We start from the raw sequence: 24,555 nt of genomic DNA on the forward strand, positions 1-24,555 counted from the left end.
GTGTTGCGCGACAGGGCCGGTACGTACTGCTGGCAGCCGGCGGGTCTGTCGGTGTTGCTCGTGCAGGGGAGCCAGGCTTCAAGAGCCCCTCTCCCTAACCCTCTCCCGCAAGCGGGAGAGGGGATATCCGTGTGTGGGGCGGACACCGTGCTAGCCGGTGGCGCCGCACTGCTCCCTCTCCCTTCAGGGAGAGGGTTGGGGGAGAGGGCGCTTTACCGCGAACGCCACAGTCCAGGTCGGAACGTCGGGCGGATGAGCTCCACCCATCCGCCGTTCGGGTGTCAGGGCGGCGTTATTACAGAACGACTGTCCGGTTGGCATTCAGGAACACGCGTTTCTCGATGTGATAGCCCACGGCTTTCGCGAGGGTCAGGCACTCCACGTCGCGGCCCTTGGCGATCAGGTCCTCGGGGTAGTGGGCGTGGTCCACGGGCTCGACGCCCTGGGCGATGATCGGGCCCTCGTCGAGGTCGTTGTTGATGTAGTGAGCCGTGGCGCCGACCAGCTTCACGCCCTTCTGGTAGGCCTGGTGATAAGGCTTGGCGCCCTTGAAGCCGGGCAGCAGCGAGTGGTGGATGTTGATCGCCCAGCCGTCCAGGCGGCGGCACAGTTCGGGGGACAGCACCTGCATGTAGCGGGCGAGGATCACCAGCTCGGCACCGGTTTCCTCGATCACCTGCCAGACCTTCGCCTCCTGCGCGCCCTTGTCGTTCGGGTCGAGGGCGAAGTGGTGATAAGGGATGCCATGCCAGCGCGCCAGCGGCTCCAGGTCCGGGTGGTTGGAGACCACCGCCACCACGTCCATCGGCAGCTGGCCGATGCGCTGGCGGTAGAGCAGGTCGTTCAGGCAGTGGTCGGCCTTGGAGACCATGATCACCACCTTGCTGCGGTAGCCCGGCGGAGTCAGTTCGACGTTCATCTGGAAGGGCGATACGCGATCGGCGAGGCCGGCGCGGAAGGCCGCTTCGTCGAAGCCGTCGCCGGCGCGGAATTCGATGCGGATGAAGAAGCGCTGCGCCAGGCGGTCATCGAACGAATGGTGCTCGGTGACGTAGCAGCGCTGCTCGAACAGGTAGCGCGTGACCACGTCCACCGTGCCCAGCAGGCTCGGGCTGTCGGCGGTGAGGATCCAGGTATCGGGGGTGCGGCTCATGGTCTGGCTCCGAACAATCACCCCTCTCCCGTTGGGAGAGGGGCTGGGGGTGAGGGTGGCTCTGGCGCCAGTCCCTCACCGGTCCTCACGTATCACGCCGCCACCTGCAGGCCGTACTCGGCGCAGGCATCCTGCAGCCACAGCCAGAAGTAGTCGGAGAAGCTGCGGCGCACCACCAGCTCCCAGGTGTGCTCGCCGGTGTGGCGGATCACCAGCTGGGACTTGGCGAAGTGGGTGCCGACCGCCTTGCCCACCGGGAAATTGCTCGGGTGCACGTCGTAGCCGGTGGACTTCATCAGCACTTCGCGGACCTTGGCGCCTTCGAGTTCCAGCAGGGTCTGGCCGCCGCTGACGTTGACCACGGCATAGTGCAGGTCCTCGCCCAGCGCCTCGCGCAGACGTTGCTCGACGGCGAACTCCTCGCCGCCGGGGACGATCAGCAGCCACTCGTCCGGGCCGAGCCACTGCAGCGAAGTGTCGCCCTTGGCCACCAGGGTCAGCGCCACCGGCAGCTCCAGGCCCAGGGCCTTGTGCACGCCGCCGGCGAAGGCCGGGTCGTGGGCGTCGCCACGCAGGGTCAGGTGGCCGAGTAATTTCTTTTCGCGCAGGGTCACGCCGGCGTTGGCCACCTTGCGGGCGGCGAGCTTGTCCAGCTCGGCGTGGTGCAGGGGGGATTCGGCCTGGATGCCATCTGCGGGGCGTTGCTGGTAGAGGTTGGCTTTGCTCATTCGTTTTCACCTAGGGGCGTCGTGCGCCCTGGAAGCCTGTCTGCCCTCTCCCTGACCCTCTCCCTGAAGGGAGAGGGGATGTCCGTGCGTACTGATACACGGTGCCATCCGGGAGCTTCAGTCACTCCCTCTCCCTTCAGGGAGAGGGCGGGGGAGAGGGGCGAACCCCACTCCGATCAATCCACGTTCTGCCGTTCCCCTTTCGGGTCGTAGAACACCGAGCTGCAGATTTCCGCCTCGATCACCCGGCCATCCGGCAGCGGGGCGTAGACCTTCTCGCCCAGGCGCTTGATGCCGCCCTTCACCACCGCCAGGGCGAAGCTGTAGCCCAGGGTGCTGCTCATGTAGCTGGAGGTGACGTGGCCGACCATGGTCGCGGGAATCGTGTGCTGCGGGGTGAACAGCAGTTGCGCGCCCTCGGGCAGCAGGTCCATCGGGTTGGTCGGCTTGAGGCCTACCAACTGCTTGCGATCTTCGCGCTGGCAGTCGGCGCGGTTCATGCCACGCCAGCCGATCCAGGAGAACGGCTTGGTGCGACCCACCGCCCAACCCATGTTCAGGTCGTCCGGGGTCACCGAGGCGTCGGTGTCCTGGCCGACGATGATGAAGCCCTTTTCGGCGCGCAGGACGTGCATGGTCTCGGTGCCATACGGGGTCAGGTTGTACTTGGCGCCGGCGGCGACTATGGCCTCCAGCACACCCATGGCGTAGTTGGCCTGGATGTTCACCTCGTAGGACAGCTCGCCCGTGAAGGAGATGCGGAACACCCGCGCCGGTACGCCGGCGACCTTGCCTTCCTTCCAGGTCATGAAGGGGAAGGCGTCCTTGTCCAGGTCGATGTCGGTGACCTCGCTCAGCAGCTTGCGGCTGTTGGGGCCGGACAGGGTGAGGGTGGCCCAGTGGTCGGTGACCGAGGTGAAGTACACCTTCAGCTCCGGCCATTCGGTCTGGTGGTACAGCTCCAGCCACTCCATGACGCGGGCCGCGCCGCCGGTGGTGGTGGTCATGACGAAGTGGTTGTCCGCCAGGCACGCGGTGACGCCATCGTCGAAGACCATGCCGTCTTCCTTGCACATCAGGCCATAGCGGGCCTTGCCCACGTCCAGCTTGGTCCAGGCGTTGGTGTAGACGCGGTTGAGGAACTCGCGGGCGTCCGGGCCCTGGATGTCGATCTTGCCCAGGGTGGAGGCGTCCAGCAGGCCGACCGACTCACGCACGGCGCGGCATTCGCGGGCCACGGCGGCATGCATGTCTTCGCCACGCTTGGGGAAGTACCACGGACGTTTCCACTGGCCGACGTCCTCGAACTCGGCGCCGTTCTTCACGTGCCAGGCGTGCAGGGCGGTGAAGCGCACCGGTTCGAACAGGTGACCGCAGTGGCGTCCGGCGACAGCGCCGAAGGTCACCGGGGTGTAGTTCGGGCGGAACATGGTGGTGCCGGTGTCGGCGATGCTCTTGCCCTGGGCGCGGGCGGCGATGGCCAGGCCGTTGATATTGCCCAGCTTGCCCTGGTCGGTGCCGAAGCCCAGTGCGGTGTAGCGCTTGACGTGCTCGATGGACTCGAAACCCTCGCGGCAGGCCAGCTCGATGGCGGCGGCGGTGACGTCGTTCTGGGTGTCGACGAACTGCTTGGGCGCGCGGGCGGTGGTTTTCTCGTGGGGCACCTGGAACAGCGCCAGGGTGGCGTCCTCGGTGCGCTCGGCAACCGCCGGCAGCTCGCCGGCGACGGACTTGAAGCCGCCGTCGACAGCGGCCTGGCTGCCGGCCTGGTAGCCGTCGGCCAGGGCATCGGCGAGGCGGAACACGCCGTTCACCGCACCGGCGCAGATGCGCTTCTGGAAGGCCAGGCCGGGCACGAAGGCGAGGATGTCCTCGCGCCATTCCGGCTTGCCTCCCAGGTGCGAAGCCAGGTGCACCACCGGGCTGTAGCCGCCGGAGCTGGCGACCAGGTCGCAGTCCAGCCACTCGCCGGGCGCTGTCACCTTCAGGCGGAAGGTGTCGATGGGGGCGATTTTCGCGCCGCTCACGCGCTTGCTGCCGCGGGCCTCGATCACCGCGCTGCCGGTGATGACGCGCATACCGCGCTTGCGCGCTTCCTCGACCCATTCGCCGCGCGGATTGGGGCGGGCGTCGGCGATGGCGACCACCTGCAGACCGGCTTCCTGCCAGTCCAGGGCGACGCGGTAGGCGTAGTCGTTGTTGGTGGACAGCACCAGTCTCTTGCCCGGTGCCACGCCGTAGCGGCGCACGTAGGTGGAGACGGCGCCGGCGAGCATGTTGCCCGGCACATCGTTGTTCGCGTAGACCAGCGGACGCTCGTGGGCGCCAGCGGCGAGCACCACACGGTTGGCACGGACGCGGTGCACACGCATGCGCACCTGGCCCAGCGGGGCGGTTTCGCCGAGATGGTCGGTGCGGCGCTCGTGGATGGTGAGGAAGTTGTGGTCGTGGTAGCCGTTGACCGTGGAGCGCGGCAGCAGGATCACGTCCGGGTTGCCTTCCAGCTCGGCGATGACCTTGGCCACCCACTCCTCGGCCGGCTTGCCGTCGAGGGTCTCGCGGGTGTCGAGCAGGCTGCCGCCGAACTCTTCCTGTTCATCGGCGAGGATCACCCGCGCGCCGCTGCGCGAGGCAGCCAGGGCGGCGGCCAGGCCGGCGGGGCCGGCGCCGACGATCAGCACGTCGGCGTGGTGGTTCATCCAGTCGTAGCTGTCCGGGTCCACTTCGGTGGGCGCGCGGCCTAGGCCTGCGGCCTTGCGGATGTACTTCTCGTAGGTCAGCCACATGGACTGCGGGTACATGAAGGTCTTGTAGTAGAAGCCGGGCGGCATCAGCTTGCCACCGACCTTGCCGAAGATCCCCATGAGGTCGTTCTGCACGTTCGGCCAGCCGTTGGTGGCGGTCGCCACCAGGCCGTTGTACAGGGCCTGCTGGGTGGCGCGCACGTTGGGCACCTGGGTAGATTCGCGCGAGCCGATCTGCAGGATGGCGTTGGGTTCCTCGGCGCCGGCGGCGACGATGCCCCGCGGGCGCGAGTACTTGAAGCTGCGGCCGAGGATGTCGACGCCGTTGGCCAGCAGCGCGGCGGCCAGGGTGTCACCGGCGAAGCCCTGGTAGCTCTGGCCGTTGAAGCTGAAGGTCAGCGGCTTGTTGCGGTCGATGCGACCGCCACGGGACAGGCGATTGATCTGGCTCATTAGGCCTTCTCCACGGCGGGCTGGACGGCGGATTTCTTCTCGGATTCGGCGGTGATGCTTGGTTTTTCGCCGATCTTGTAGGTTTCCAGGATTTCGTAGGTCACGGTGTGGCGGGTGACGTTGAAGTACTGGCGGCAGCCGGCAGCGTGCACCCACAGTTCGTGGTGGATGCCGCGCGGGTTGTCGCGGAAGAACATGTACTCGCCCCATTCCGCGTCGGAGCAGGCAGCCGGGTCGAGCGGGCGCGGGATGTGCGCCTGGCCCTTGGCGTGGAATTCCTCTTCGGAACGCAGCTCGCCGCAATGGGGGCAGAAGATGTTCAACATGGTTAATGCCCTCTTTAGTGAGCTACGGCCGCAGCGCCGTGCTCGTCGATCAGTGCGCCGGTGTGGAAACGTTCGATGGAGAAGGGCGCGGCCAGCGGATGCGGCTCGCCCTTGGCCAGGGTCGCGGCGAAGACGTTGCCCGAGCCGGGAGTGGCCTTGAAGCCACCGGTGCCCCAGCCGCAGTTGAAGAACAGGTTCTTCACCGGGGTCTTGCCGATGATCGGGCAGGCGTCCGGGGTGGTGTCGACGATGCCGCCCCACTGGCGGTTCATGCGCACCCGCGAGAGCACCGGGAACATCTCGACGATGGCCTGCAGGGTGTGCTCGATGACCGGGTAGGAGCCGCGCTGGCCGTAGCCGTTGTAGCCGTCGATGCCGGCGCCGATGACCAGGTCGCCCTTGTCCGACTGGCTGATGTAGCCATGCACGGCGTTGGACATGATCACGCTGTCGATGATGGGTTTCAGCGGCTCGGAAACCAGGGCCTGCAGCGGGTGCGATTCGATCGGCAGGCGGAAGCCGGCGAGCTTGGCCATGTGCCCCGAATTGCCGGCGGTGACCACGCCGACGCGCTTGGCGCCGATGAAGCCGCGGTTGGTCTCGACGCCGATGACCACGCCGTCCTGCTTGCGGAAGCCGATCACCTCGGTCTGCTGGATCAGGTCCACGCCCAGGGCGTCGGCCGCGCGGGCGAAGCCCCAGGCCACGGCATCGTGGCGGGCCACGCCGCCGCGACGTTGCACGGTGGAGCCCATGACCGGGTAGCGCGCACTCTTGGTGCAGTTCAGGTAGGGAATCTCTTCGGCCACCTGCTGCGCATTGAGCAGTTCGCCATCCACGCCGTTCAGGCGGTTGGCGCTCACGCGGCGTTCGCCGTCGCGCATGTCCTGCAGGGTGTGGCAGAGGTTGTAGACCCCGCGCTGAGAGAACATGACGTTGTAGTTCAGGTCCTGGGACAGGCCTTCCCACAGCTTCATGGCGTGTTCGTAGAGCAGCGCGGATTCGTCCCACAGGTAGTTGGAACGCACGATGGTGGTGTTGCGCGCGGTGTTGCCGCCGCCCAGCCAGCCCTTCTCGACCACTGCGACGTTGGTGATGCCGTGCTCCTTGGCCAGGTAGTAGGCCGTGGCCAAGCCGTGCCCGCCGCCGCCGACGATGACCACGTCGTAGACCGGCTTGGGCGTGGGCGTGCGCCACATGCGTTGCCAGTTCTCGTGGTGGCTCAGGGAATGCTTGAACAGGCCGAAGCCGGAATAGCGTTGCATGTCGATGCTCCTGATCTTTTGCTCCCCTTCCCGTGGGAAGGGGGTGGGGTGAGGGTTGCGGCGCTGGGGTCGGGACCGATGTTTCCCTCACCTGCCCTTGGGGCGCCGTCTCCGCGAGGAGACGGGAAAATTCAACGGTAGACCGGGAAGTCCGCGCAGAGACCGGCGACCTGGGTGGCCACCTTGGCCTCGACGTCGGCGTCCCCCAGGTGGTCCAGTACGTCGCAGATCCAGCCGGCCAGTTCGCGGCACTGGGCTTCCTTCAGTCCGCGGGTGGTCACCGCCGGGGTGCCGATGCGGATGCCGGAGGTGACGAACGGGCTCTGCGGGTCGTTCGGCACGGCGTTCTTGTTCACGGTGATGCCGACGCGGCCCAGGGCGGCGTCCGCTTCCTTGCCGGTCAGGCCCTGTTTCACCAGGCTGATCAGCATCAGGTGGTTGTCGGTGCCGCCGGAGACCACGTCGTAGCCACGGTCGATGAACACCGAGGCCATGGCCTTGGCGTTCTTGATCACCTGGGCCTGGTAGTCCTTGAAGCCGGGCTCCAGCGCTTCCTTGAAGCACACCGCCTTGGCGGCGATCACGTGCATCAGCGGGCCACCCTGGGCGCCGGGGAAGACGGCGGAATTGAGCTTCTTCTCGATCTCTTCGTTGCTGCGCGCCAGGATCAGGCCGCCGCGCGGGCCGCGCAGGGTCTTGTGGGTGGTGGTGGTGACCACGTCGGCGTAGGGCAGCGGGTTCGGGTACAGGCCGGCGGCGACCAGGCCGGCGACGTGGGCCATGTCGACGAACAGCAGCGCCCCGACCTTGTCGGCGATGGCGCGGAAGCGCGGGAAGTCGAGGGTCTTCGAATAAGCAGAGAAGCCGGCGACGATCATTTTCGGCTTGTGCTCCACGGCCAGGCGCTCGACTTCGTCGTAGTCGATCAGGCCGGTGGCGGTGTCCAGGCCGTACTGGATGGCGTTGTACAGCTTGCCGGAGGAGGAGACCTTGGCGCCGTGGGTCAGGTGGCCGCCGTGGGCCAGGCTCATGCCCAGGAGGGTGTCGCCGGCGTTGAGCAGGGCGAGATAAACAGCGGCGTTGGCCGAGGAGCCCGAGTGCGGCTGGACGTTGGCGTAGTCGGCGCCGAACAGTTGTTTGGCGCGATCGATGGCCAGTTGCTCGACCTTGTCCACATGCTCGCAGCCGCCGTAGTAACGCTTGCCCGGATAGCCTTCGGCGTACTTGTTGGTCAGCCCGCTGCCCTGGGCCTGCATGACGCGCTTGCTGGTGTAGTTCTCCGAAGCGATCAGCTCGAGGTGGTCCTCCTGGCGCGCTTCCTCGGCATCCATCGCCGCGAGCAGTTCGTCGTCATAGCCTTGGATCTGGTCTTGCTTGCTGAACATCGCTGTCTCCCTGCGGCGCGGTGGGGCGCCATGGCTGGTGCGGGACGAACCCGTCCCCTTGGAAGCGATGGTATGACCGGCCCCGTCCGGCCAGATGCCTGCGCACGCCGCGGGTAGGTGCGTTTGCGACATGCCGTGAACGGCGTAAAAGCGACCGGGTGCGTGGAATTGCACGTGGCGGCTGGTCAGAATGCGACATGCTCGCGCCAGGACGGCGCGACCCTTGGAGCCCTGTCGATGAAGCGTGTCTTCTTGTCTGGTTCGTTGTGCATTGCCCTGCTGTCGCCGACGTTGTCGGCCTGGGGCATGTCGCGCCTGTTCGACGGCGACGCGAGGGTCTGGGTGCAAGGCCGGACGCTGTGCTTTGGCGGCGCGGCATTCCAGTCGCCCGGCCTGTTTTTCAACCGCACGTTGCAGGTGGACGAGCGGCAGGTGGCGGTGTACTCCATCGAGGTCGCGCGCGAGCCCTACGAGCCGTTCTGGTCGTCGGCCAGCATCGAGCCCACGCAAGGCGTGCCACTGCGCAGCGATACCTGCTTCGCCTACGGCCAGCCGATTCGCGGTTTCCGCGAGAAAACCCCGGCGCTGCCGCTGCAGCCTGGCCTGTACAACGTCACGCTCGGCGGGCGCGACAGCGCCGGCAATGGCCAGCGGGCAACCTTCATGAAAACCTTCTGCCTGCAAGCGCGCAGCAGCGGGGTGGCAGTGAGCGACGCCGGCTACGACAACAGGCTGGGGCGCTGGGTCTGCAATCCTCCGCAATGAAGCTGGCGATAGGAAGCAGTGGGCCAAGGGACTAAACTGCGGCCCTCACGAAATGCGAGGACGCCATGAACCGTTCCCTGACTCTGCTTTCCGCCCTGCTGCTCACCGCGACGCTGCAGGGCTGTGGTGACGACAGCAAACCCGCCAAGGCCGAGGCTCCCGAAGCCGCCAGTGCCGCCGCAGCCACCCCGGCCGGCGACAGCTGCACCGGCCATGTGCTGGAAAAGGCGCTGCCGCCGACCAAGGCCGTCTACGGCTATCCCTACCTGTCCCGCGAGTGCGGCTACGACGACGCCACCATCGTCTATGGCAAGGCCGATGGCAGCCAGCGCCTGGTCGTGACCCTGACCGACACCGGCCTGCCGGCGCCGGGCGCCGACCAGCAGGGCGAGGCCGCCAAGCAGTACCTGGCCGCCCAGGCCAAGCTGCGCGACACCACCGCGAAGAACGTCTCGCTGCTCAACCAGGCGCGCCAGGCGGCGCTGCAGAACGGCACCGCCGCGCAGTTCGGCGGCGAGCAGTACCTGCCGGTGATCGACAGCACCCGCATGGGCGATCCGCTGGCCATCAGCGTCCCGGGCCCGGATGACAAAGCCGGTGAGTCCAGCCTGACCGGCCTGATCAAGGGCCGCTACGTGCTCAACATGGTTTCGCCGGACAAGCCCAACGGCGGTACCTCCCAGTCCCTGCGCGAGCTGTTCGTGCCCATCTCCGAGCAGATGGCGCTGACCAAGCTGCCCTGATTGATCCAGAGAGTTCTGACAGCGAACGCTCCCAATCTCTGATCCTCCACCTCGCCTCGTTCTGAGGAAAATTCCCGGCGTCGAAATTTCTCAATCGCCAGGAAGAGGTGGAGGACCATGACATTCAAGACCAGAGGCCTGCCGCTGTTCCTGGCGGCCGTGCTGTCGCTTGGCGCGCAGGCGACGCAGATGCCCGCGCAGCCGATCCACGAAGTCAAAGCCTACAGCGGCGCCGATGGCGTCAAGGTATGGGTGGAGCAGATCGGACCACGCCGGGCCAACATGTTTCTGGTGCGCATCGGCGGCGTTGATCATGCCTGGAACATGCGCATCCACCGGATGGATGGGCTGAGCCTGCTGGATGAGTCGCTGTTCAAGCTGCATTCCCGGCGGGAGGAGCCCGTGGTCCTGGTACTGCGCGGCGAGTGTGGCGAGGTGATGCTTCCCGGCGAGCGCAGCGCCCGCAAGGTCTGCTACGACCAGGGGTTGTCCTCGACTCAGGATGCCCAGCAGTTCGTGACGGCCTACGTGAACCAGCGCCTGTAAGACTGGCAGGTGCACGAGGAGCGGGGATTTCGCTACGCTGCTGACTGACTTTCCGTGCAGTGCCGAGGCAGCGCCATGACCGACAACACCCAACAGTTCGCCAGCGACAACTATTCCGGCATTTGCCCCGAAGCCTGGGCGGCCATGGCCGAGGCCAACCGCGGCCACGAGCGCGCCTATGGCGACGACCAGTGGACCGCCCGCGCCTCCGACTATTTCCGCGAGCTGTTCGAGACCGACTGCGAAGTCTTCTTCGCCTTCAACGGCACCGCGGCCAACTCCCTGGCCCTGGCGGCGCTGTGCCAGAGCTACCACAGTGTGATCTGTGCCGAGACCGCCCACGTCGAGACCGACGAGTGCGGCGCGCCGGAGTTCTTCTCCAACGGCTCCAAGCTGCTGTTGGCGCGCACCGACGCCCAGGGCAAGCTGACCCCCGAAGCGATCCGCGAGATCGCCCTCAAGCGCCAGGACATCCACTATCCCAAGCCGCGCGTGGTCACCATCACCCAGGCCACCGAGGTCGGCACCGTCTACCGCCCGGACGAGCTGCAGGCGCTCAGCGCCACCTGCCGCGAGCTGGGCCTGCACCTGCACATGGACGGCGCGCGCTTCTCCAATGCCTGCGCCTTCCTCGGCGCGACCCCGGCCGAGCTGACCTGGAAGGCCGGCGTCGAGGTGTTGTGCTTCGGCGGCACCAAGAACGGCATGGCGGTGGGCGAGGCCATCCTGTTCTTCAACCGCGAGCTGGCCGAAGGCTTCGATTACCGCTGCAAGCAGGCCGGCCAGCTGGCCTCGAAGATGCGCTTCCTCGCTGCGCCCTGGGTGGGCGTGCTGCAGGACGACGCCTGGATGCACTACGCCAGCCATGCCAACCGCTGTGCACAACTGTTGGCCGAGCGGATCGCGGACATCCCCGGCGTGCACCTGATGTTCCCGGTGGAGGCCAACGGCGTGTTCCTGCAGATGTCCGAACCCGCCCTTGAGGCCCTGCGCCAGCTGGGCTGGCGCTTCTACACCTTCATCGGCGCCGGCGGCGCGCGCTTCATGTGCTCCTGGGACACCGAGATCGCCCGCGTCGAGGCGCTGGCCGCCGACATTCGCCGGGTCATGGGCGCCTGAGTTGTCCCCAGGCGCTGGGGACGGTTGCTCGCGCAACCTGTCGCCAACCTGTGGATGAAAGCTTGCAGGCCACGGGCGGCGTGGCTTGTAGGTTGCTGGTCAAAACTTGATCGCGGTGGCCCTGGTGTAGGAGCGAGCTTGCTCGCGAACATCCGTCCCTTCGCTTCACACCTCAGGCGGAATGCGGTTCGCGAGCAAGCTCGTTGCTACAGGCTCAGCATCGCTAGATGCGCACCGCCGTCCCGCTCACGCTGACCATCAGCATGCTGCCGTTCTGCCCCACCACCTCGTAGTCCAGGTCGATGCCGACCACGGCGTTGGCGCCCAGCTCCTGGGCGCGTTCCTGCAATTCCTCGAAGGCGATCTCCCGCGCCCGGCCCAGCTCCTTCTCGTACGCGCCGGAGCGGCCGCCGATGATGTCGCGCAGGCCGGCGAACAGGTCGCGGAACACGTTCGCGCCGAGGATCGCCTCGCCAACCACGATGCCGCGGTATTCCTGGATGGTCTTGCCCTCGATGGTGGGCGTGGTGGTCAGGATCATGGGACTGGCTCCTCTGCTGGGGGAAGCCCAGCATAGCCCTCACCTCGCTGAAGGCGGCGCCGGCTGTGTTTCAGCATTTGGCGAAAATCCAGGGAAAACCTTGTGATAAAGCTGTGGACAACCTGGTGGAAAAAAGCGCCGGCGTGACGTGTTCATGAATCGCGCCATGTTACCGGTCATTTCCATAAGAGCCCCGCTATTCGTGGCTTTCATGGGTAGTGGAGGGGGTTGTGCAGATCTCCACAGCCGCTGTGGAGGCAAGCGTGTCCAACCTGTGGAAAAACTGTTGGGAGGTGCCTGCGAGGCTGATGGTGTGCGGCTTGCGGAAAGCTGGTTATTTCCTGATCAGCCCCACCTTTTCAGTCACTTGCGAACCTGTGTATCGATTGTGGCGATTTATCTGTGCACAGTCCTTTCACCGCTATCCCCGGTTTATGTTGAGCCTCCTGTGCGCCTCCTGTGGAAAACATCTCCCACCTCATGTCCTGCGGGCCTTCCCCAGGGTTGTTCAAGGAATGATCAGCTGGGTAGGCAAGGGACTGATCCAACACTACTTTTCCCCAGGCGCAGGGGCTGCGTGAAACTTTCCACAATGCCTGTGGGGCGAATCTCGCAGAAGGTGTGGACAACCTGTACCCACATCGCTGCAGCCCACGCGGGCCGCGCCACGGATTGTTCAGTACGTTTTTTGATCAAATGGCGCAAGTCGCGCCGTCACTGGCCTGCAGCGGATTTTCCGCTGGGTTTTCCACATTGGCTGTGCAACGTTGTGCCAGGAACTTGTGGGCCGGTTGTGGATGAATCGCTGCAAGCCGCGCTGTCGCGGGCTTGCGTCGGGGTGGTCAATATTTGTCCAGGCGTCCGGGGCGCGCTGCCTATACTTCAAACACCCTGGGGGCGGGAGATTCAGCATGTCCAGTTACTCGGTGGAACAGATCCGCACCGTGGCCCTGGTCGGCCACGGTGACAGCGGCAAGACCCTGCTTGCCGAAGCGCTGTTGCAGCACAGCGGGGCCATTCCCAGCATGGGCTCGCTGGAGCGCGGCGACACCCTGTGCGACTCCGACCCGCTGGAGCGCGAATACCACCATTCCCTGTCTGCCGCCCTGGTGCACTTCGAGCATGAGGGCGCGCACGTCCGCCTGATCGACACGCCCGGTTATCCCGATTTCATCGGCCATGCGCTGCCGGCATTGGCGGCTGTGGAAACCGCGCTGGTGGTGGTGAATGCGCAGAACGGCATCGAGCTGAGCACTCGCCGCATGATGCACTGGGCCGCCGATCGCGGGCTGTGCCGGATGCTGGTGGTGAACAAGATCGACGCCGAGCGCATCGACCTGCCGGGCCTGCTGGCGGGGTTGCGCGAGTCGTTCGGCAAGGAAGTACTGCCGATCAACCTGCCCGCCGAGGGTGGCGCGCGGGTGGTGGACTGTTTCTTCAATCCCGACGGCGAGGCGGATTTCTCCTCGGTTGCCGAGGCGCACCAGGCGCTGGTGGACCAGGTGGTGGAGGTCGACGAGGCGCTGATGGCGCACTACCTGGAGGAGGGTGAGGTGGCACCCGAGGCGCTGCACGAACCCTTCGAGCGCGCCCTGCGCGAAGGGCACCTGATTCCGCTGTGCTTTGTTTCCGCCCGCACCGGCGCTGGCGTGCCGGAGCTTGCCAGCATCCTCGCACGCCTTGCGCCGAACCCTGCCGAGGGCAACCCGCCGCTGTTCCTGCGCACCGACGACAAGGGTGTCGAGCACCCGCTGAAGTCCAGCCCCGACCCGGCCGCCCAGGTGCTGGCCCATGTGTTCAAGGTGGTGATCGACCCTTTCGTTGGCCGCCTCGCGGTGTTCCGCGTACACCAGGGCACGATCCGCCGGGAGATGCAGCTGTTCGCCGGCGACGGGCGCAAACCGTTCAAGGTCGGCCATCTGTTGCGCCTGCAGGGAAAGAAGCACGAAGAGGCGCCGTGGTTGATCCCTGGGGACTTCGGCGCGCTGAGCAAGGTCGACGAACTGGAGTACGGCGTGGTGCTGCACGATTCCCACGACGAGGACCACATTCACCTCAAACCGCTGGATTTCCCCGAGCCCATGCAGGGCCTGGCCATCGAAGCGAGCCGGCGCGGCGACGAGCAGCGCCTGGCGGAAATCCTCCAGCGCCTGCAGGCCGAAGACCCCTGCGTGCGCCTGGACTACAACGCCTCCACCCAGCAGACCGTGTTGCGTGCCATGGGTGAAATGCACCTGCGCTACCTGCTGGAGCGCATGGCCGGGCAGTACAAGCTGGAGGTGCAGACCCGCGCCCCCGCCGTGCCCTACCGCGAGACGGCGACCCGCAATGCCGAAGGCCATAGCCGGCACAAGAAGCAGACCGGCGGGGCAGGGCAGTTCGGTGAGGTATTCCTGCGTATCGAGCCGCTGCCGCGCGGAGAGGGCTTCGCCTTCGTCGACGCGATCAAGGGCGGGGTGATTCCTGGCAACTTCATACCCTCGGTGGAAAAGGGCGTGCGCTCGGCGCTGGCGGCCGGGCCGCTGGCCGGCTTCCCGGTGGAGGACGTGAAGGTCACGGTGTTCGACGGCAAGAGCCACTCGGTGGATTCCAAGGACATCGCCTTCCAGGCCGCCGGGCGCAAGGCCATGATCGATGCGCTGCGTAAAGCCGGCGGCATCGTGCTGGAGCCGGTGATGCAGATCGAGGTGACGGCGCCGGAGACCCATCTGGGCGATATCACCGCCGACCTGACCGGGCGCCGCGGCCAGGTGCTGGGCACCGAGTCGCTGTCGTCCAGCCTCGCACTGGTGCGCGGTCAGGTGCCGCTGGCGGAACTGGAGGGCTACGCCAACCGGCTGAAATCCATCACTGCCGGCCAGGGCCTCTATAGCCTTTCTTCCAGCCATTACAGTGCCGTCCCACAGGACGTCCAGCAACGCCTGTCCAACGGCTACAAGGCTGTTCCGGAAGAAGACTGAGCGAATGTGGATATTTGTCGCAGCTGGCCTGCGCCAAGGCCCGTAGCCGGGTCTTGGCGCGCGGCTGCCCGAAGTGTTCTCGCGAGAGGCGAGAGCCACGTGGCATGCGGGTTGCAGACGGGATCGAGGCGGCCAGGCGGTTCGGCCGGAGGTGTCTCCGAGCTGGCCTCGGGACACCGTCAGCCTGTGGATAACTCAGTGGGTAAGGTGTGGGACAGGTGGGGGCAGGCTGTGATCAGTACTCGATCACCACGTCGCCCTTGGGCACGCTGCAGCAGGACAGGATGTAGCCCTCGGCGACGTCTTCGTCGGTGATCCCGCCGTTGTGCTCCATTTCCACCTCGCCCGAGCGCTTCATCACCTTGCAGGTGCCGCAGATGCCCATGCCGCAGGCCTTGGGAATGTGCAGGCCAAGCTGCGCGGCGGCGGCATGGACGGTCTCGCCCGGCGCCACGCGGATGCTCTTGCCGGTCTCGCAGAACTCCACCAGGTTCTGCTCGGCCAGGGGCACGGCCGGCGCCTCGGCGGCTTCGGCGGCCAGTTCCTTCACGTCGGCGCGCACTTCCGGCGGGGTCGGGCCGAAGGCCTCCTCGTGGTAGCGCGACATGTCGTAGCCTTCGGCTTCCAGCAGGCGCCGGATGGCGTGCATGTACGGCGTCGGGCCGCAGCAGAAGACCTCGCGCTCGAGGAAGTCAGGCGCCATCAGCTGCAGCATCGCCTTGTTCAGGAAGCCCCGGTAGCCCGCCCAGGTCTCGCCCATCTCGTACTTCTCGCAGATCAGGTGCAGCTTGAAGTTGGCGATGCGCGAGGCCATGTGGTCCAGCTCGCGGTGGTAGATGATGTCCTTGGGCGTGCGCGCGCTGTGCACGAAGACCATGTCGACGTTGCCGTTGGTGTCGAAGAACCAGCGCGACATGGACATCACCGGGGTGATGCCGACGCCGCCGGAGAGGAACAGCACTTTTTCGGCGGGGAAGTCGATGGCGTTGAAATTGCCCACCGGCCCGTGCACCGGGATCTGGTCGCCTTCCTTGAGGTTGTCGTGCAGCCAGTTCGAGACCTTGCCGCCGGGCACCCGCTTGATGGTGATGGAGAAGCTGTAGGGCACCGAGGGCGAGCTGGAAATGGTGTAGGAGCGCATGATCGGCTGGCCGTCGATCTCCAGCTCCAGGGTGACGAACTGCCCCGGCTTGAAGAAGAACATGATCGGCGCGTCGGCCATGAAGCAGAAGGTGCGCACATCCCAGGTTTCCTGGATGGCCTTCACGCAGCGCACCAGGTGGCGCCCGTTGGCCCAGGTCTGGGTGTTCACCGGATTGAGGAAATTGTTCGTCGACATGCTGTCTCTCCGCGCACGCGGGCCGTGCTGGGCCTGATGGGGCAGCGCCGGGGCCCGCTTGCCTACGTCGTTCGAGCGTAGAAAGCACGCGGCCTTTCGGCATGCCTGATGGGGCGGATTGTGTGCACGAGGATGGCCGCTGCATTTACCTGCCAGCGACATTTGCATGCTTATCGCGACCTGCCGCCTGGGACGTGCCGTTGCGCGTCGGGAAATGATCTGGCCGTGTCGCCCATGGATAAGGGTAATCCGGGGCTGCGGCCCCACACTCAGCTCCATGCCGAGCAACCCCCAAGGTTGAGCGAGACGGCGGGAAACGGCGCACTCGGCGCGCCTGGCACCCACCGCACACGCCCTGCGTGGCAAACCGTATCAGCCACTTATTTCCGCCGGCAGCCCGACCCGGCTGCGGCATGAGGACTAGCAATGGACGTCACCACTACCCTGAGTCTGGGCGATCCGCTGGAACCGGCCCGCAAGGCCACCGCCGAGATGCTGCGCAGCCGCGATCACAGCTTCTCGCTGCCGCAGCCCTTCTACAACGACGAGCGCCTGTTCCAGTTGGACATGCAGGAGATCTTCCACAAGGAGTGGCTGATCGCCGGCATGACCTGCGAGATCCCCGCCAAGGGCAACTTCCTCACCCTGCAGATCGGCGACAACCCGGTGATCGTCCTGCGCGGCGCGGAAGGGCAGATCCATGCCTTCCACAACGTCTGCCGCCATCGCGGCTCGCGCCTGTGCGTCAGCGACAAGGGCAAGGTCGCCAAGCTGGTCTGCCCCTACCACCAGTGGACCTACGAGCTGGACGGCCGCCTGCTGTTCGCCGGCACCGAGATGGGCGCCGACTTCGACATGAAGAACTACAGCCTGAAACCGGTGAACGTGAAGACCGCCGGCGGCTACATCTTCATCTCGCTGTCGGAGAACCCACCGGCCATCGATGACTTCCTGCGTACGCTCGAGCACTACATGGAGCCGTACGACATGGAGAACACCAAGGTCGCGGTGCAGACCACGCTGATGGAAAAGGCCAACTGGAAGCTGGTGCTGGAGAACAACCGCGAGTGCTACCACTGCAACGGTTCGCACCCGGAGCTGCTGAACACCCTGCTGGAGTGGGACGACGTCACCGACCCGCGTGCCAGCCAGGCGTTCAAGGACCAGGTCGCAGCCTGTACCACGGCCTGGGAAGCGGAGAAGATTCCTTACGCCCACGCCAGCTTCGGCCTGCGCAACCGCATCGTGCGCATGCCGCTGCTGCAGGGCACCGTGTCCATGACCATGGACGGCAAGCAGGGCAGCAAGAAGCTCATGGGCCGCATCCAGAACCCGGACCTGGGCTCGATGCGCATCCTGCACCTGCCGCACTCGTGGAACCATTGCATGGGCGACCACCTGATCGTCTTCACCGTCTGGCCGATCAGTGCGCAGCAGACCATGGTCACCACCAAGTGGCTGGTGCACAAGGATGCGGTGGAAGGCGTCGACTACGACGTGGCGCGCCTGCGTGAAGTCTGGGACGCCACCAACGACCAGGACCGTCGCCTGGCCGAAGAGAACCAGCGCGGCATCAACTCCACCGCCTACCAGCCGGGGCCGTACTCCAAGACCTACGAGTTCGGCGTGATCAACTTCCTCGACTGGTACAGCGAGCGCATGCTGAACAACCTGGGCGAGGAATCCGCCCACGCCCGCCTGGTCGCCGAGAAGTAAGCCCCAGCCTGCCAGCGCCCCCGTTTCCGGGGGCGTTGTCGTTACCTGCTGTCGTTAGTGAGGAAGCCACGTGGACGCGATGCTCTTCTACAGCAGCTCCGCCTTCGTCACCGGCCTGGTGGCGTGGAACCTCTTTGCCTGCTGGCGCAAGCGCTGACGCCAGTTGCTCTTCGTAGGAGCGAGGGGGACGCCCAGTTCTTGCTCGCGAACCTCTCCCCGGCGGGCTCGGTGCCGCCGCCGTAACACCCTCTCCCTAACCCTCTCCCTGAAGGGCGAGGGGACTGTAAAGCGTCAGGCGAAACTCCGAGCGAACCGGCTACTCCGAGCAGCTCCCTCTCCCTTCAGGGAGAGGGCTGGGGAGAGGGGAGGGCGCTTCCTGTCTGCGCCGTGCCCCGCCAGCAAGAGCGTTCGCGAGCAAGAACTGGGTGTCCCCCTCGCTCCTGCAAATCCGCGCCAAGCGCGCCCTCCAGCCCCCACATTGCCCCACGCGACGCAAACGCTGTCGCCCATGTCGTCGGTTTGACGCTTTCGGTTCGACCCTGGTCGTTTTCGAACCGGGTCGCCTGCGGGGGCAGGGATATCCTGCCTGCAAAGCGTCGGCACAAGTCCCGCCGCACCAGCCTTGCCTGAATAGAGAGACGCCAAGATGAGCCCAGCCGAACTTCACGCCGACAGCATCGTCATCGATGGCCTGATCATCGCCAAGTGGAACCGCGAGCTGTTCGAGGACATGCGCAAGGGCGGCCTGACCGCCGCCAACTGCACCGTGTCGGTGTGGGAAGGTTTCCAGGCGACGGTGAACAACATCGTCTCCAGCAGCAAGCTGATCCGCGATAACAGCGACCTGGTGCTGCAGGTGCGCACCACCGCCGACATCCGCAAGGCCAAGGAGCAGGGCAAGACCGGCATCCTCTTCGGCTTCCAGAACGCCCATGCGTTCGAGGACCAGCTGGGCTACGTCGAGGTCTTCAAGCAGCTGGGCGTGGGCATCGTGCAGATGTGCTACAACACCCAGAACCTGGTCGGCACCGGCTGCTACGAGCGCGACGGCGGCCTCTCCGGCTTCGGCCGCGAGATCGTCGCGGAGATGAACCGCGTCGGCATCATGTGCGACCTGTCCCACGTCGGCTCGAAGACGTCCGAGGAAGTCATCCTCGAGTCGAAGAAGCCCGTCACCTATTCCCACTGCCTGCCGTCGGGCCTGAAGGAGCACCCGCGCAACAAGTCCGATGCCGAGCTGAAGTTCATCGCCGACCACGGCGGCTTCGTCGGCGTGACCATGTTCGCGCCGTTCCTGGCCAAGGGCATCGACTCGACCATCGACGACTACGCCGAAGCCATCGAGTACGTGATGAATATCGTCGGCGAGGACGCCATCGGCATCGGCACCGACTTCACCCAGGGCCACGGCCAGGACTTCTTCGAGTGGCTGACCCACGACAAGGGTTACGCCCGCCGCCTCACCAACTTCGGGAAGATCGTCAACCCGCTGGGCATTCGCACCGTGGGCGAGTTCCCCAACCTCACCGAGACCCTGCTCAAGCGCGGCATGCCCGAGCGCGTGGTGCGCAAGGTCATGGGCGAGAACTGGGTGCGCGTCCTGAAAGACGTCTGGGGCGAATAACACCGACTTTCCATCGAACAGCGCCCTCTCCCAGCCCCTCACCCGCCAGCGGGAGAGGGGAGCAGAGCCGCCGGCATGCACCTGACCCTCCGCATGCACGGCCAGCTCCCTCTCCCTTCAGGGAGAGGGTTGGGGAGAGGGCAACCGCTCACACGAATTCCGGAGTCTGCACACATGGCTAAACACGCCCCCGAACTGCCCATTGAAGTCGACAGCGAAACCGGCGTCTGGACCACCGACGCCCTGCCGATGCTCTACGTACCGCGGCACTTCTTCGTCAACAACCACATGGGCATCGAGGAAGAGCTGGGCGCCGAGCGCTACGCCGAAATCCTCTACAAGGCCGGCTACAAATCCGCCTGGCACTGGTGCGAAAAGGAAGCCGAGTGCCATGGCCTGGTCGGCGTGGAAGTCTTCGAGCACTACATGAAGCGCCTGTCGCAACGTGGCTGGGGCCTGTTCCAGATCGAGCAGATCGACCTCGACGCGGGCACCGCCCAGGTACGCCTGAAGCACTCGGCCTTCGTCTACGTCTACGGCAAGGTCAACCGCAAGGTGGACTACATGTTCACCGGCTGGTTCGCCGGCGCCATGGACCAGATTCTCCAAGCGCGCGGCAGCGACATCCGCACCGTCGCCGAGCAGGTCTACAGCGGTGCCGAGGAAGGCCACGACGACGGCTTGTTCGTCGTCAAACCGCTCTGATCATCCCAATCAATCGAGATCGAAAACGTAGCGAGCGAAGGGTAGGCGAGGCGGAGGTTGAAGCGAAAAGCGGAGTTTACGAGCAGTAAATGAGCATTTTCGATTCAGCCTCCAACGCTGCATAACCGAGCGCAGTAGTTTTCAGAGGATGCCGCAATGGCTTTCGAGTCCATGTTCCAGCCGATCCAGATCGGCAAACTGACCATCCGCAACCGCGTACTCTCCACCGCTCACGCCGAGGTGTATGCCACCGATGGCGGCATGACCACCGAGCGCTACGTGAAGTACTACGAGGAGAAGGCCAAGGGCGGTATCGGCCTCGCCATCTGCGGCGGTTCCTCCGTGGTCGCCATCGACAGCCCGCAGGAGTGGTGGAGTTCGGTGAACCTCTCCACCGACCGCATCATCCCGCACTTCCAGAACCTGGCCGACGCCATGCACAAGCATGGGGCCAAGATCATGATCCAGATTACCCACATGGGCCGCCGCTCGCGCTGGGACGGCTTCAACTGGCCGACCCTGATGTCGCCGTCCGGCATTCGTGAGCCCGTGCACCGCGCCACCTGCAAGACCATCGAGCCGGAAGAGATCTGGCGCGTGATCGGCAACTACGCCCAGGCGGCACGCCGGGCGAAGGAAGGCGGCCTGGACGGCGTCGAGCTGTCCGCCGTGCACCAGCACATGATCGACCAGTTCTGGAGTCCGCGCGTCAACAAGCGTACCGACGAGTGGGGCGGCACCTTCGAAGGCCGCATGAAGTTCGGCCTGGAAGTACTCAAGGCGGTGCGCAAGGAGGTCGGCGACGACTTCTGCGTCGGCATGCGCATCTGCGGCGACGAGTTCCATCCGGACGGTCTGACCCATGACGACATGAAGCAGATCGCCAAGTACTACAGCGACACCGGCATGATCGACTTCATCGGCGTGGTCGGCTCCGGCTGCGACACCCACAACACCCTGGCCAACGTCATCCCGAACATGACCTACCCGCCGGAGCCCTTCCTGCACCTGGCCGCCGGCATCAAGGAAGTGGTCAACGTGCCGGTGCTGCACGCGCAGAACATCAAGGACCCGAACCAGGCCACCCGCATCCTCGAAGGCGGCTACGTGGACATGGTCGGCATGACCCGCGCGCACATCGCCGACCCGCACCTGATCGCCAAGATCAAGATGGGCCAGGTCGACCAGATCAAGCAGTGCGTCGGCGCCAACTACTGCATCGACCGCCAGTACCAGGGCCTGGACGTGCTGTGCATCCAGAATGCCGCCACTTCCCGTGAATACATGGGTGTGCCGCACATCATCGAGAAGACCACCGGCGTGAAGCGCAAGGTGGTGGTGGTCGGCGGCGGCCCGGCCGGCATGGAAGCGGCGCGCGTCGCCGCCGAGCGTGGCCACGACGTGACCCTGTTCGAGAAGAAGGACCAGCTGGGCGGGCAGATCACCACCGCCTCCAAGGCCCCGCAGCGCGACCAGATCGCCGGCATCACCCGCTGGTACCAGCTGGAGCTGGCACGCCTGAACGTCGACCTGCGCCTGGGTACCGGTGCAGATGCCGACACCATCCTGGACCTGCGCCCCGACGTGGTGGTGCTGGCCAACGGCGGCCATCCGTTCCTGGAGCAGAATGAACACTGGGGCGCCGCCGAAGGGCTGGTGGTCAGCAGCTGGGACATCCTCGATGGCAAGGTCGCGCCGGGCAAGAACGTGCTGGTCTACGACACCATCTGCGAGTTCAGCGGCATGTCGGTCGCCGACTTCCTGGCCGACAAGGGCGCCCAGGTCGAGATCGTCACCGACGACATCAAGCCGGGCGTGGCCATCGGCGGCACCACCTTCCCGACCTACTACCGCAGCATGTACCCCAAGGAAGTGATCATGACCGGCGACCTGATGCTGGAGAAGGTCTACCGCGAGGGCGACAAGCTGGTGGCGGTGCTGGAGAACGAATACACCGGCGCGAAGGAAGAGCGGGTGGTCGACCAGATCGTCGTGGAGAACGGCGTGCGTCCGGACGAGAGCCTGTACTACGCGCTCAAGCAGGGCTCGCGCAACAAGGGCCAGATCGACGTCGAGGCGCTGTTCGCGATCAAGCCGCAGCCGTGCCTCAGCGAGCCGGGCGACGGCTACCTGCTGTTCCGCATCGGCGACTGCGTGGCCCAGCGCAACACCCACGCCGCGATCTATGACGCACTGCGTCTGTGCAAGGACTTCTAAGACACGCCTCGTGATGTCCGGTAGGCACGGACAGCCCCCTCTCCCTTCAGGGAGAGGGTCGGGGAGAGGGCGGTGGGCCGAGTGACCGGGCCGACCGGGAAGACCCTCTCCCCCCGCCCTCTCCCGCCAGCGGGAGAGGGAGCTTGCCCAGTGCCCCCTGAGGTCCCGTAGGGAGACCAGAAATGCTCAACATCATCCTCCCCATCCTGCTCTTCGCCGCCCTCGGCCTTGCCGTGCTGGGCGCCGTGAAGCGCTTCGCGATGTGGCGTCGTGGCCGGCCCGCCCAGGTCGACTGGATCGGCGGCCTGCTGAAGATGCCGCGCCGCTATTTGGTGGACCTGCACCACGTGGTCGAGCGCGACAAGTACATGTCCAAGACCCACGTGGCCACCGCCGGCGGCTTCGTCGCCGCCGCGCTGCTGGCCATCCTGGTGCACGGCTTCGGCCTGCACAGCCGCATCCTCGGCTTCGCCCTGCTGGCCGCCACCGCCCTGATGTTCTGTGGTGCGCTGTTCGTCGCCAAGCGCCGCCTCGACCCGCCGTCGCGCCTGTCGAAAGGCCCGTGGATGCGCCTGCCGAAGAGCCTGCTGATGTTCTCGGCGAGCTTCTTCATCGCCACCCTGCCGGTGGCGGGCATTCTGCCGGAAGGTTTCGGCGGCTGGTTCCTGGCTGCAATCCTCGCCATTGGCGTGGCCTGGGGCGTGTCCGAGCTGTTCTTCGGCATGACCTGGGGCGGCCCGATGAAGCACGCCTTCGCCGGTGCCCTGCACCTGGCCTGGCACCGTCGTGCCGAGCGCTTCGGCGGCGGTCGTTCCACCGGCCTCAAGCCGCTGGACCTGGACGACCCCATGGCGCCGCTGGGCGTGGAGAAACCCACCGACTTCACCTGGAACCAACTGCTGGGCTTCGACGCCTGCGTGCAGTGCGGCAAGTGCGAGGCCATGTGCCCGGCCTTCGCCGCCGGCCAGCCGCTGAACCCGAAGAAACTCATCCAGGACATGGTCATCGGCCTGGCCGGTGGCAATGACGCCAACTTCGCGGGCTCCCCGTACCCCGGCAAACCGCTGGGCGAGCACAGCGGCGGCCCGCACCAGCCGATCGTCGCGCTGGACGGCAAGGCCCTGGTGGATGCCGAGACCCTCTGGTCCTGCACCACCTGCCGCGCGTGCGTCGAGGAATGCCCGATGATGATCGAACACGTCGACGCCATCGTCGACATGCGCCGCCACCTCACCCTGGAAAAGGGCGCGACCCCGAACAAGGGCGCCGAGGTGCTGGAAAACCTGATCGCCACCGACAACCCCGGCGGCTTCAACCCCGGCGGTCGCCTGAACTGGGCAGCGGACCTGAACCTGCCGCTGATGAGCGACAAGCAGCAGGCCGACGTGCTGTTCTGGGTCGGCGACGGCGCCTTCGACATGCGCAACCAGCGCACCCTGCGGTCCTTCGTGAAGATCCTGAAAGCCGCCAACGTCGACTTCGCCGTGCTCGGCCTGGAAGAGCGCGACAGCGGCGACGTGGCCCGTCGCCTGGGTGACGAGGCGACCTTCCAGACCTTGGCCAGGCGCAACATCGCCACCCTGGCCAAGTACCGCTTCAAGCGCATCGTCAGCTGCGACCCGCACAGCTTCCACGTGCTGAAGAACGAGTACGCTGCGCTGGGCGGCAACTACCAGGTATTGCACCACACCACCTTCATCGACGAGCTGGTGCGCAAGGGCGCGTTGAACCTCGGCCAGAGCAAGGCCGACAGCGTGACCTACCACGACCCCTGCTACCTCGGCCGCTACAACGGCGAGTACGAAGCGCCGCGCAATGTGCTCAAGGCCATCGGCATCGAGGTGAAGGAAATGGAACGCTCCGGCTTCCGCTCGCGCTGCTGCGGCGGTGGCGGCGGTGCGCCGATCACCGACATTCCCGGCAAGCAGCGGATTCCCGACATGCGTATGGCCGACATCAAGGAGACCGGCGCCGAGCTGGTGGCCGTGGGCTGCCCGCAGTGCACCGCGATGCTCGAAGGCGTGGTCGCCCCGCGTCCGGAGATCAAGGACATCGCCGAACTGGTCGCCGAGGTCCTCATCGAGGCCACCGAGGTGCCGGCAAAAAAGCCCTCGCTGGCGCGCCGTGAAGAAGCGGTGGAGGTGCATTGATGAATGCCTTTCTGATGGCGCAAGGTCCTTGCTCCCTCTCCCTAACCCTCTCCCTGAAGGGAGAGGGGACCGTCCG

At 65.9% G+C, this 24,555-nt stretch carries 18 protein-coding genes; 10 read left to right on the top strand and 8 right to left on the bottom strand.

Going from position 1 to position 24,555, the window contains the following annotated elements; all coding sequences use genetic code 11:
- Positions 1-295: 295 nt before the first annotated feature.
- From C167_RS0127490 to glyA, 6 genes are all read right to left on the bottom strand, one after another.
- Entirely contained in the window at positions 296-1,153 is an 858-nt protein-coding gene (locus tag C167_RS0127490) for a formyltetrahydrofolate deformylase (RefSeq protein ID WP_015479628.1), read from the bottom strand.
- Positions 1,154-1,245: 92 nt separating this feature from the next.
- The gene (locus C167_RS0127495) at positions 1,246-1,881 is read right to left on the bottom strand and encodes a sarcosine oxidase subunit gamma (RefSeq protein WP_017521543.1); all 636 of its coding nucleotides are present in this window, start codon (positions 1,879-1,881) and stop codon (positions 1,246-1,248) included.
- Positions 1,882-2,057: 176 nt separating this feature from the next.
- Positions 2,058-5,078 (bottom strand): sarcosine oxidase subunit alpha, encoded by a 3,021-nt coding sequence (locus tag C167_RS0127500; protein WP_017521544.1) that lies wholly within the window; start codon positions 5,076-5,078, stop codon positions 2,058-2,060.
- Positions 5,078-5,404, bottom strand: coding sequence for a sarcosine oxidase subunit delta (locus C167_RS0127505; RefSeq protein ID WP_017521545.1), 327 nt, complete (start codon positions 5,402-5,404; stop codon positions 5,078-5,080). The genes C167_RS0127500 and C167_RS0127505 overlap by 1 nt, the downstream gene beginning before the upstream one ends.
- 14 nt (positions 5,405-5,418) lie before the next feature.
- Positions 5,419-6,669: a sarcosine oxidase subunit beta gene (locus C167_RS0127510; RefSeq protein ID WP_017521546.1), complete on the bottom strand. Its 1,251-nt coding sequence runs from the start codon at positions 6,667-6,669 to the stop codon at positions 5,419-5,421.
- Positions 6,670-6,800: 131 nt separating this feature from the next.
- Entirely contained in the window at positions 6,801-8,054 is a 1,254-nt protein-coding gene (gene glyA, locus C167_RS0127515) for a serine hydroxymethyltransferase (protein ID WP_017521547.1), read from the bottom strand.
- Positions 8,055-8,291: 237 nt separating this feature from the next.
- Here glyA and C167_RS0127520 point away from each other — a divergent pair, with 237 nt between their 5' ends.
- The 4 genes from C167_RS0127520 to C167_RS0127535 all read left to right on the top strand — a co-directional run bounded on the left by C167_RS0127520 (position 8,292) and on the right by C167_RS0127535 (position 11,227).
- Positions 8,292-8,819, top strand: coding sequence for a hypothetical protein (locus C167_RS0127520; RefSeq protein WP_017521548.1), 528 nt, complete (start codon positions 8,292-8,294; stop codon positions 8,817-8,819).
- A gap of 65 nt (positions 8,820-8,884) precedes the next feature.
- The gene (locus C167_RS0127525; RefSeq protein ID WP_017521549.1) at positions 8,885-9,562 is read left to right on the top strand and encodes a hypothetical protein; all 678 of its coding nucleotides are present in this window, start codon (positions 8,885-8,887) and stop codon (positions 9,560-9,562) included.
- A 117-nt stretch (positions 9,563-9,679) separates the two neighbouring features.
- Positions 9,680-10,108, top strand: a complete 429-nt coding sequence (locus C167_RS0127530) for a hypothetical protein (protein ID WP_017521550.1) — start codon at positions 9,680-9,682, stop codon at positions 10,106-10,108.
- 75 nt (positions 10,109-10,183) lie between these two features.
- Positions 10,184-11,227, top strand: a complete 1,044-nt coding sequence (locus tag C167_RS0127535) for a low specificity L-threonine aldolase (protein ID WP_017521551.1) — start codon at positions 10,184-10,186, stop codon at positions 11,225-11,227.
- 223 nt (positions 11,228-11,450) lie between these two features.
- Here the strand turns inward: C167_RS0127535 and C167_RS0127540 are convergent, their stop codons facing one another.
- The gene (locus C167_RS0127540; RefSeq protein WP_017521552.1) at positions 11,451-11,768 is read right to left on the bottom strand and encodes a heavy metal-binding domain-containing protein; all 318 of its coding nucleotides are present in this window, start codon (positions 11,766-11,768) and stop codon (positions 11,451-11,453) included.
- 911 nt (positions 11,769-12,679) lie between these two features.
- Here C167_RS0127540 and fusA point away from each other — a divergent pair.
- On the top strand, positions 12,680-14,728 hold the full coding sequence (fusA, locus tag C167_RS0127545) for an elongation factor G (protein ID WP_017521553.1): 2,049 nt from the start codon (positions 12,680-12,682) through the stop codon (positions 14,726-14,728).
- 235 nt (positions 14,729-14,963) lie between these two features.
- Here fusA and gbcB read toward each other — a convergent pair whose 3' ends face one another.
- Positions 14,964-16,067, bottom strand: coding sequence for a glycine-betaine demethylase subunit GbcB (gbcB, locus tag C167_RS0127550; protein ID WP_017521554.1), 1,104 nt, complete (start codon positions 16,065-16,067; stop codon positions 14,964-14,966).
- A gap of 426 nt (positions 16,068-16,493) precedes the next feature.
- Here gbcB and gbcA point away from each other — a divergent pair, with 426 nt between their 5' ends.
- The 5 genes from gbcA to dgcB all read left to right on the top strand — a co-directional run bounded on the left by gbcA (position 16,494) and on the right by dgcB (position 24,479).
- Positions 16,494-17,783: a glycine-betaine demethylase subunit GbcA gene (gene gbcA / locus C167_RS0127555; protein WP_017521555.1), complete on the top strand. Its 1,290-nt coding sequence runs from the start codon at positions 16,494-16,496 to the stop codon at positions 17,781-17,783.
- 646 nt (positions 17,784-18,429) lie between these two features.
- A complete protein-coding gene (locus tag C167_RS0127565; RefSeq protein WP_017521556.1) occupies positions 18,430-19,407 on the top strand; it encodes a dipeptidase in 978 nt (325 codons plus the stop codon).
- Between the two features lie 174 nt (positions 19,408-19,581).
- A complete protein-coding gene (locus C167_RS0127570; protein WP_017521557.1) occupies positions 19,582-20,112 on the top strand; it encodes a 4-vinyl reductase in 531 nt (176 codons plus the stop codon).
- Between the two features lie 156 nt (positions 20,113-20,268).
- Positions 20,269-22,329 (top strand): dimethylglycine demethylation protein DgcA, encoded by a 2,061-nt coding sequence (gene dgcA, locus C167_RS0127575; protein WP_017521558.1) that lies wholly within the window; start codon positions 20,269-20,271, stop codon positions 22,327-22,329.
- Between the two features lie 182 nt (positions 22,330-22,511).
- A complete protein-coding gene (dgcB, locus tag C167_RS0127580; RefSeq protein ID WP_017521559.1) occupies positions 22,512-24,479 on the top strand; it encodes a dimethylglycine demethylation protein DgcB in 1,968 nt (655 codons plus the stop codon).
- The last annotated feature ends 76 nt before the right edge of the window (positions 24,480-24,555 follow it).

Origin of the sequence: Pseudomonas nitroreducens TX1, assembly GCF_000313755.1 — a bacterium.
Taxonomy (GTDB): domain Bacteria; phylum Pseudomonadota; class Gammaproteobacteria; order Pseudomonadales; family Pseudomonadaceae; genus Pseudomonas; species Pseudomonas nitroreducens_A.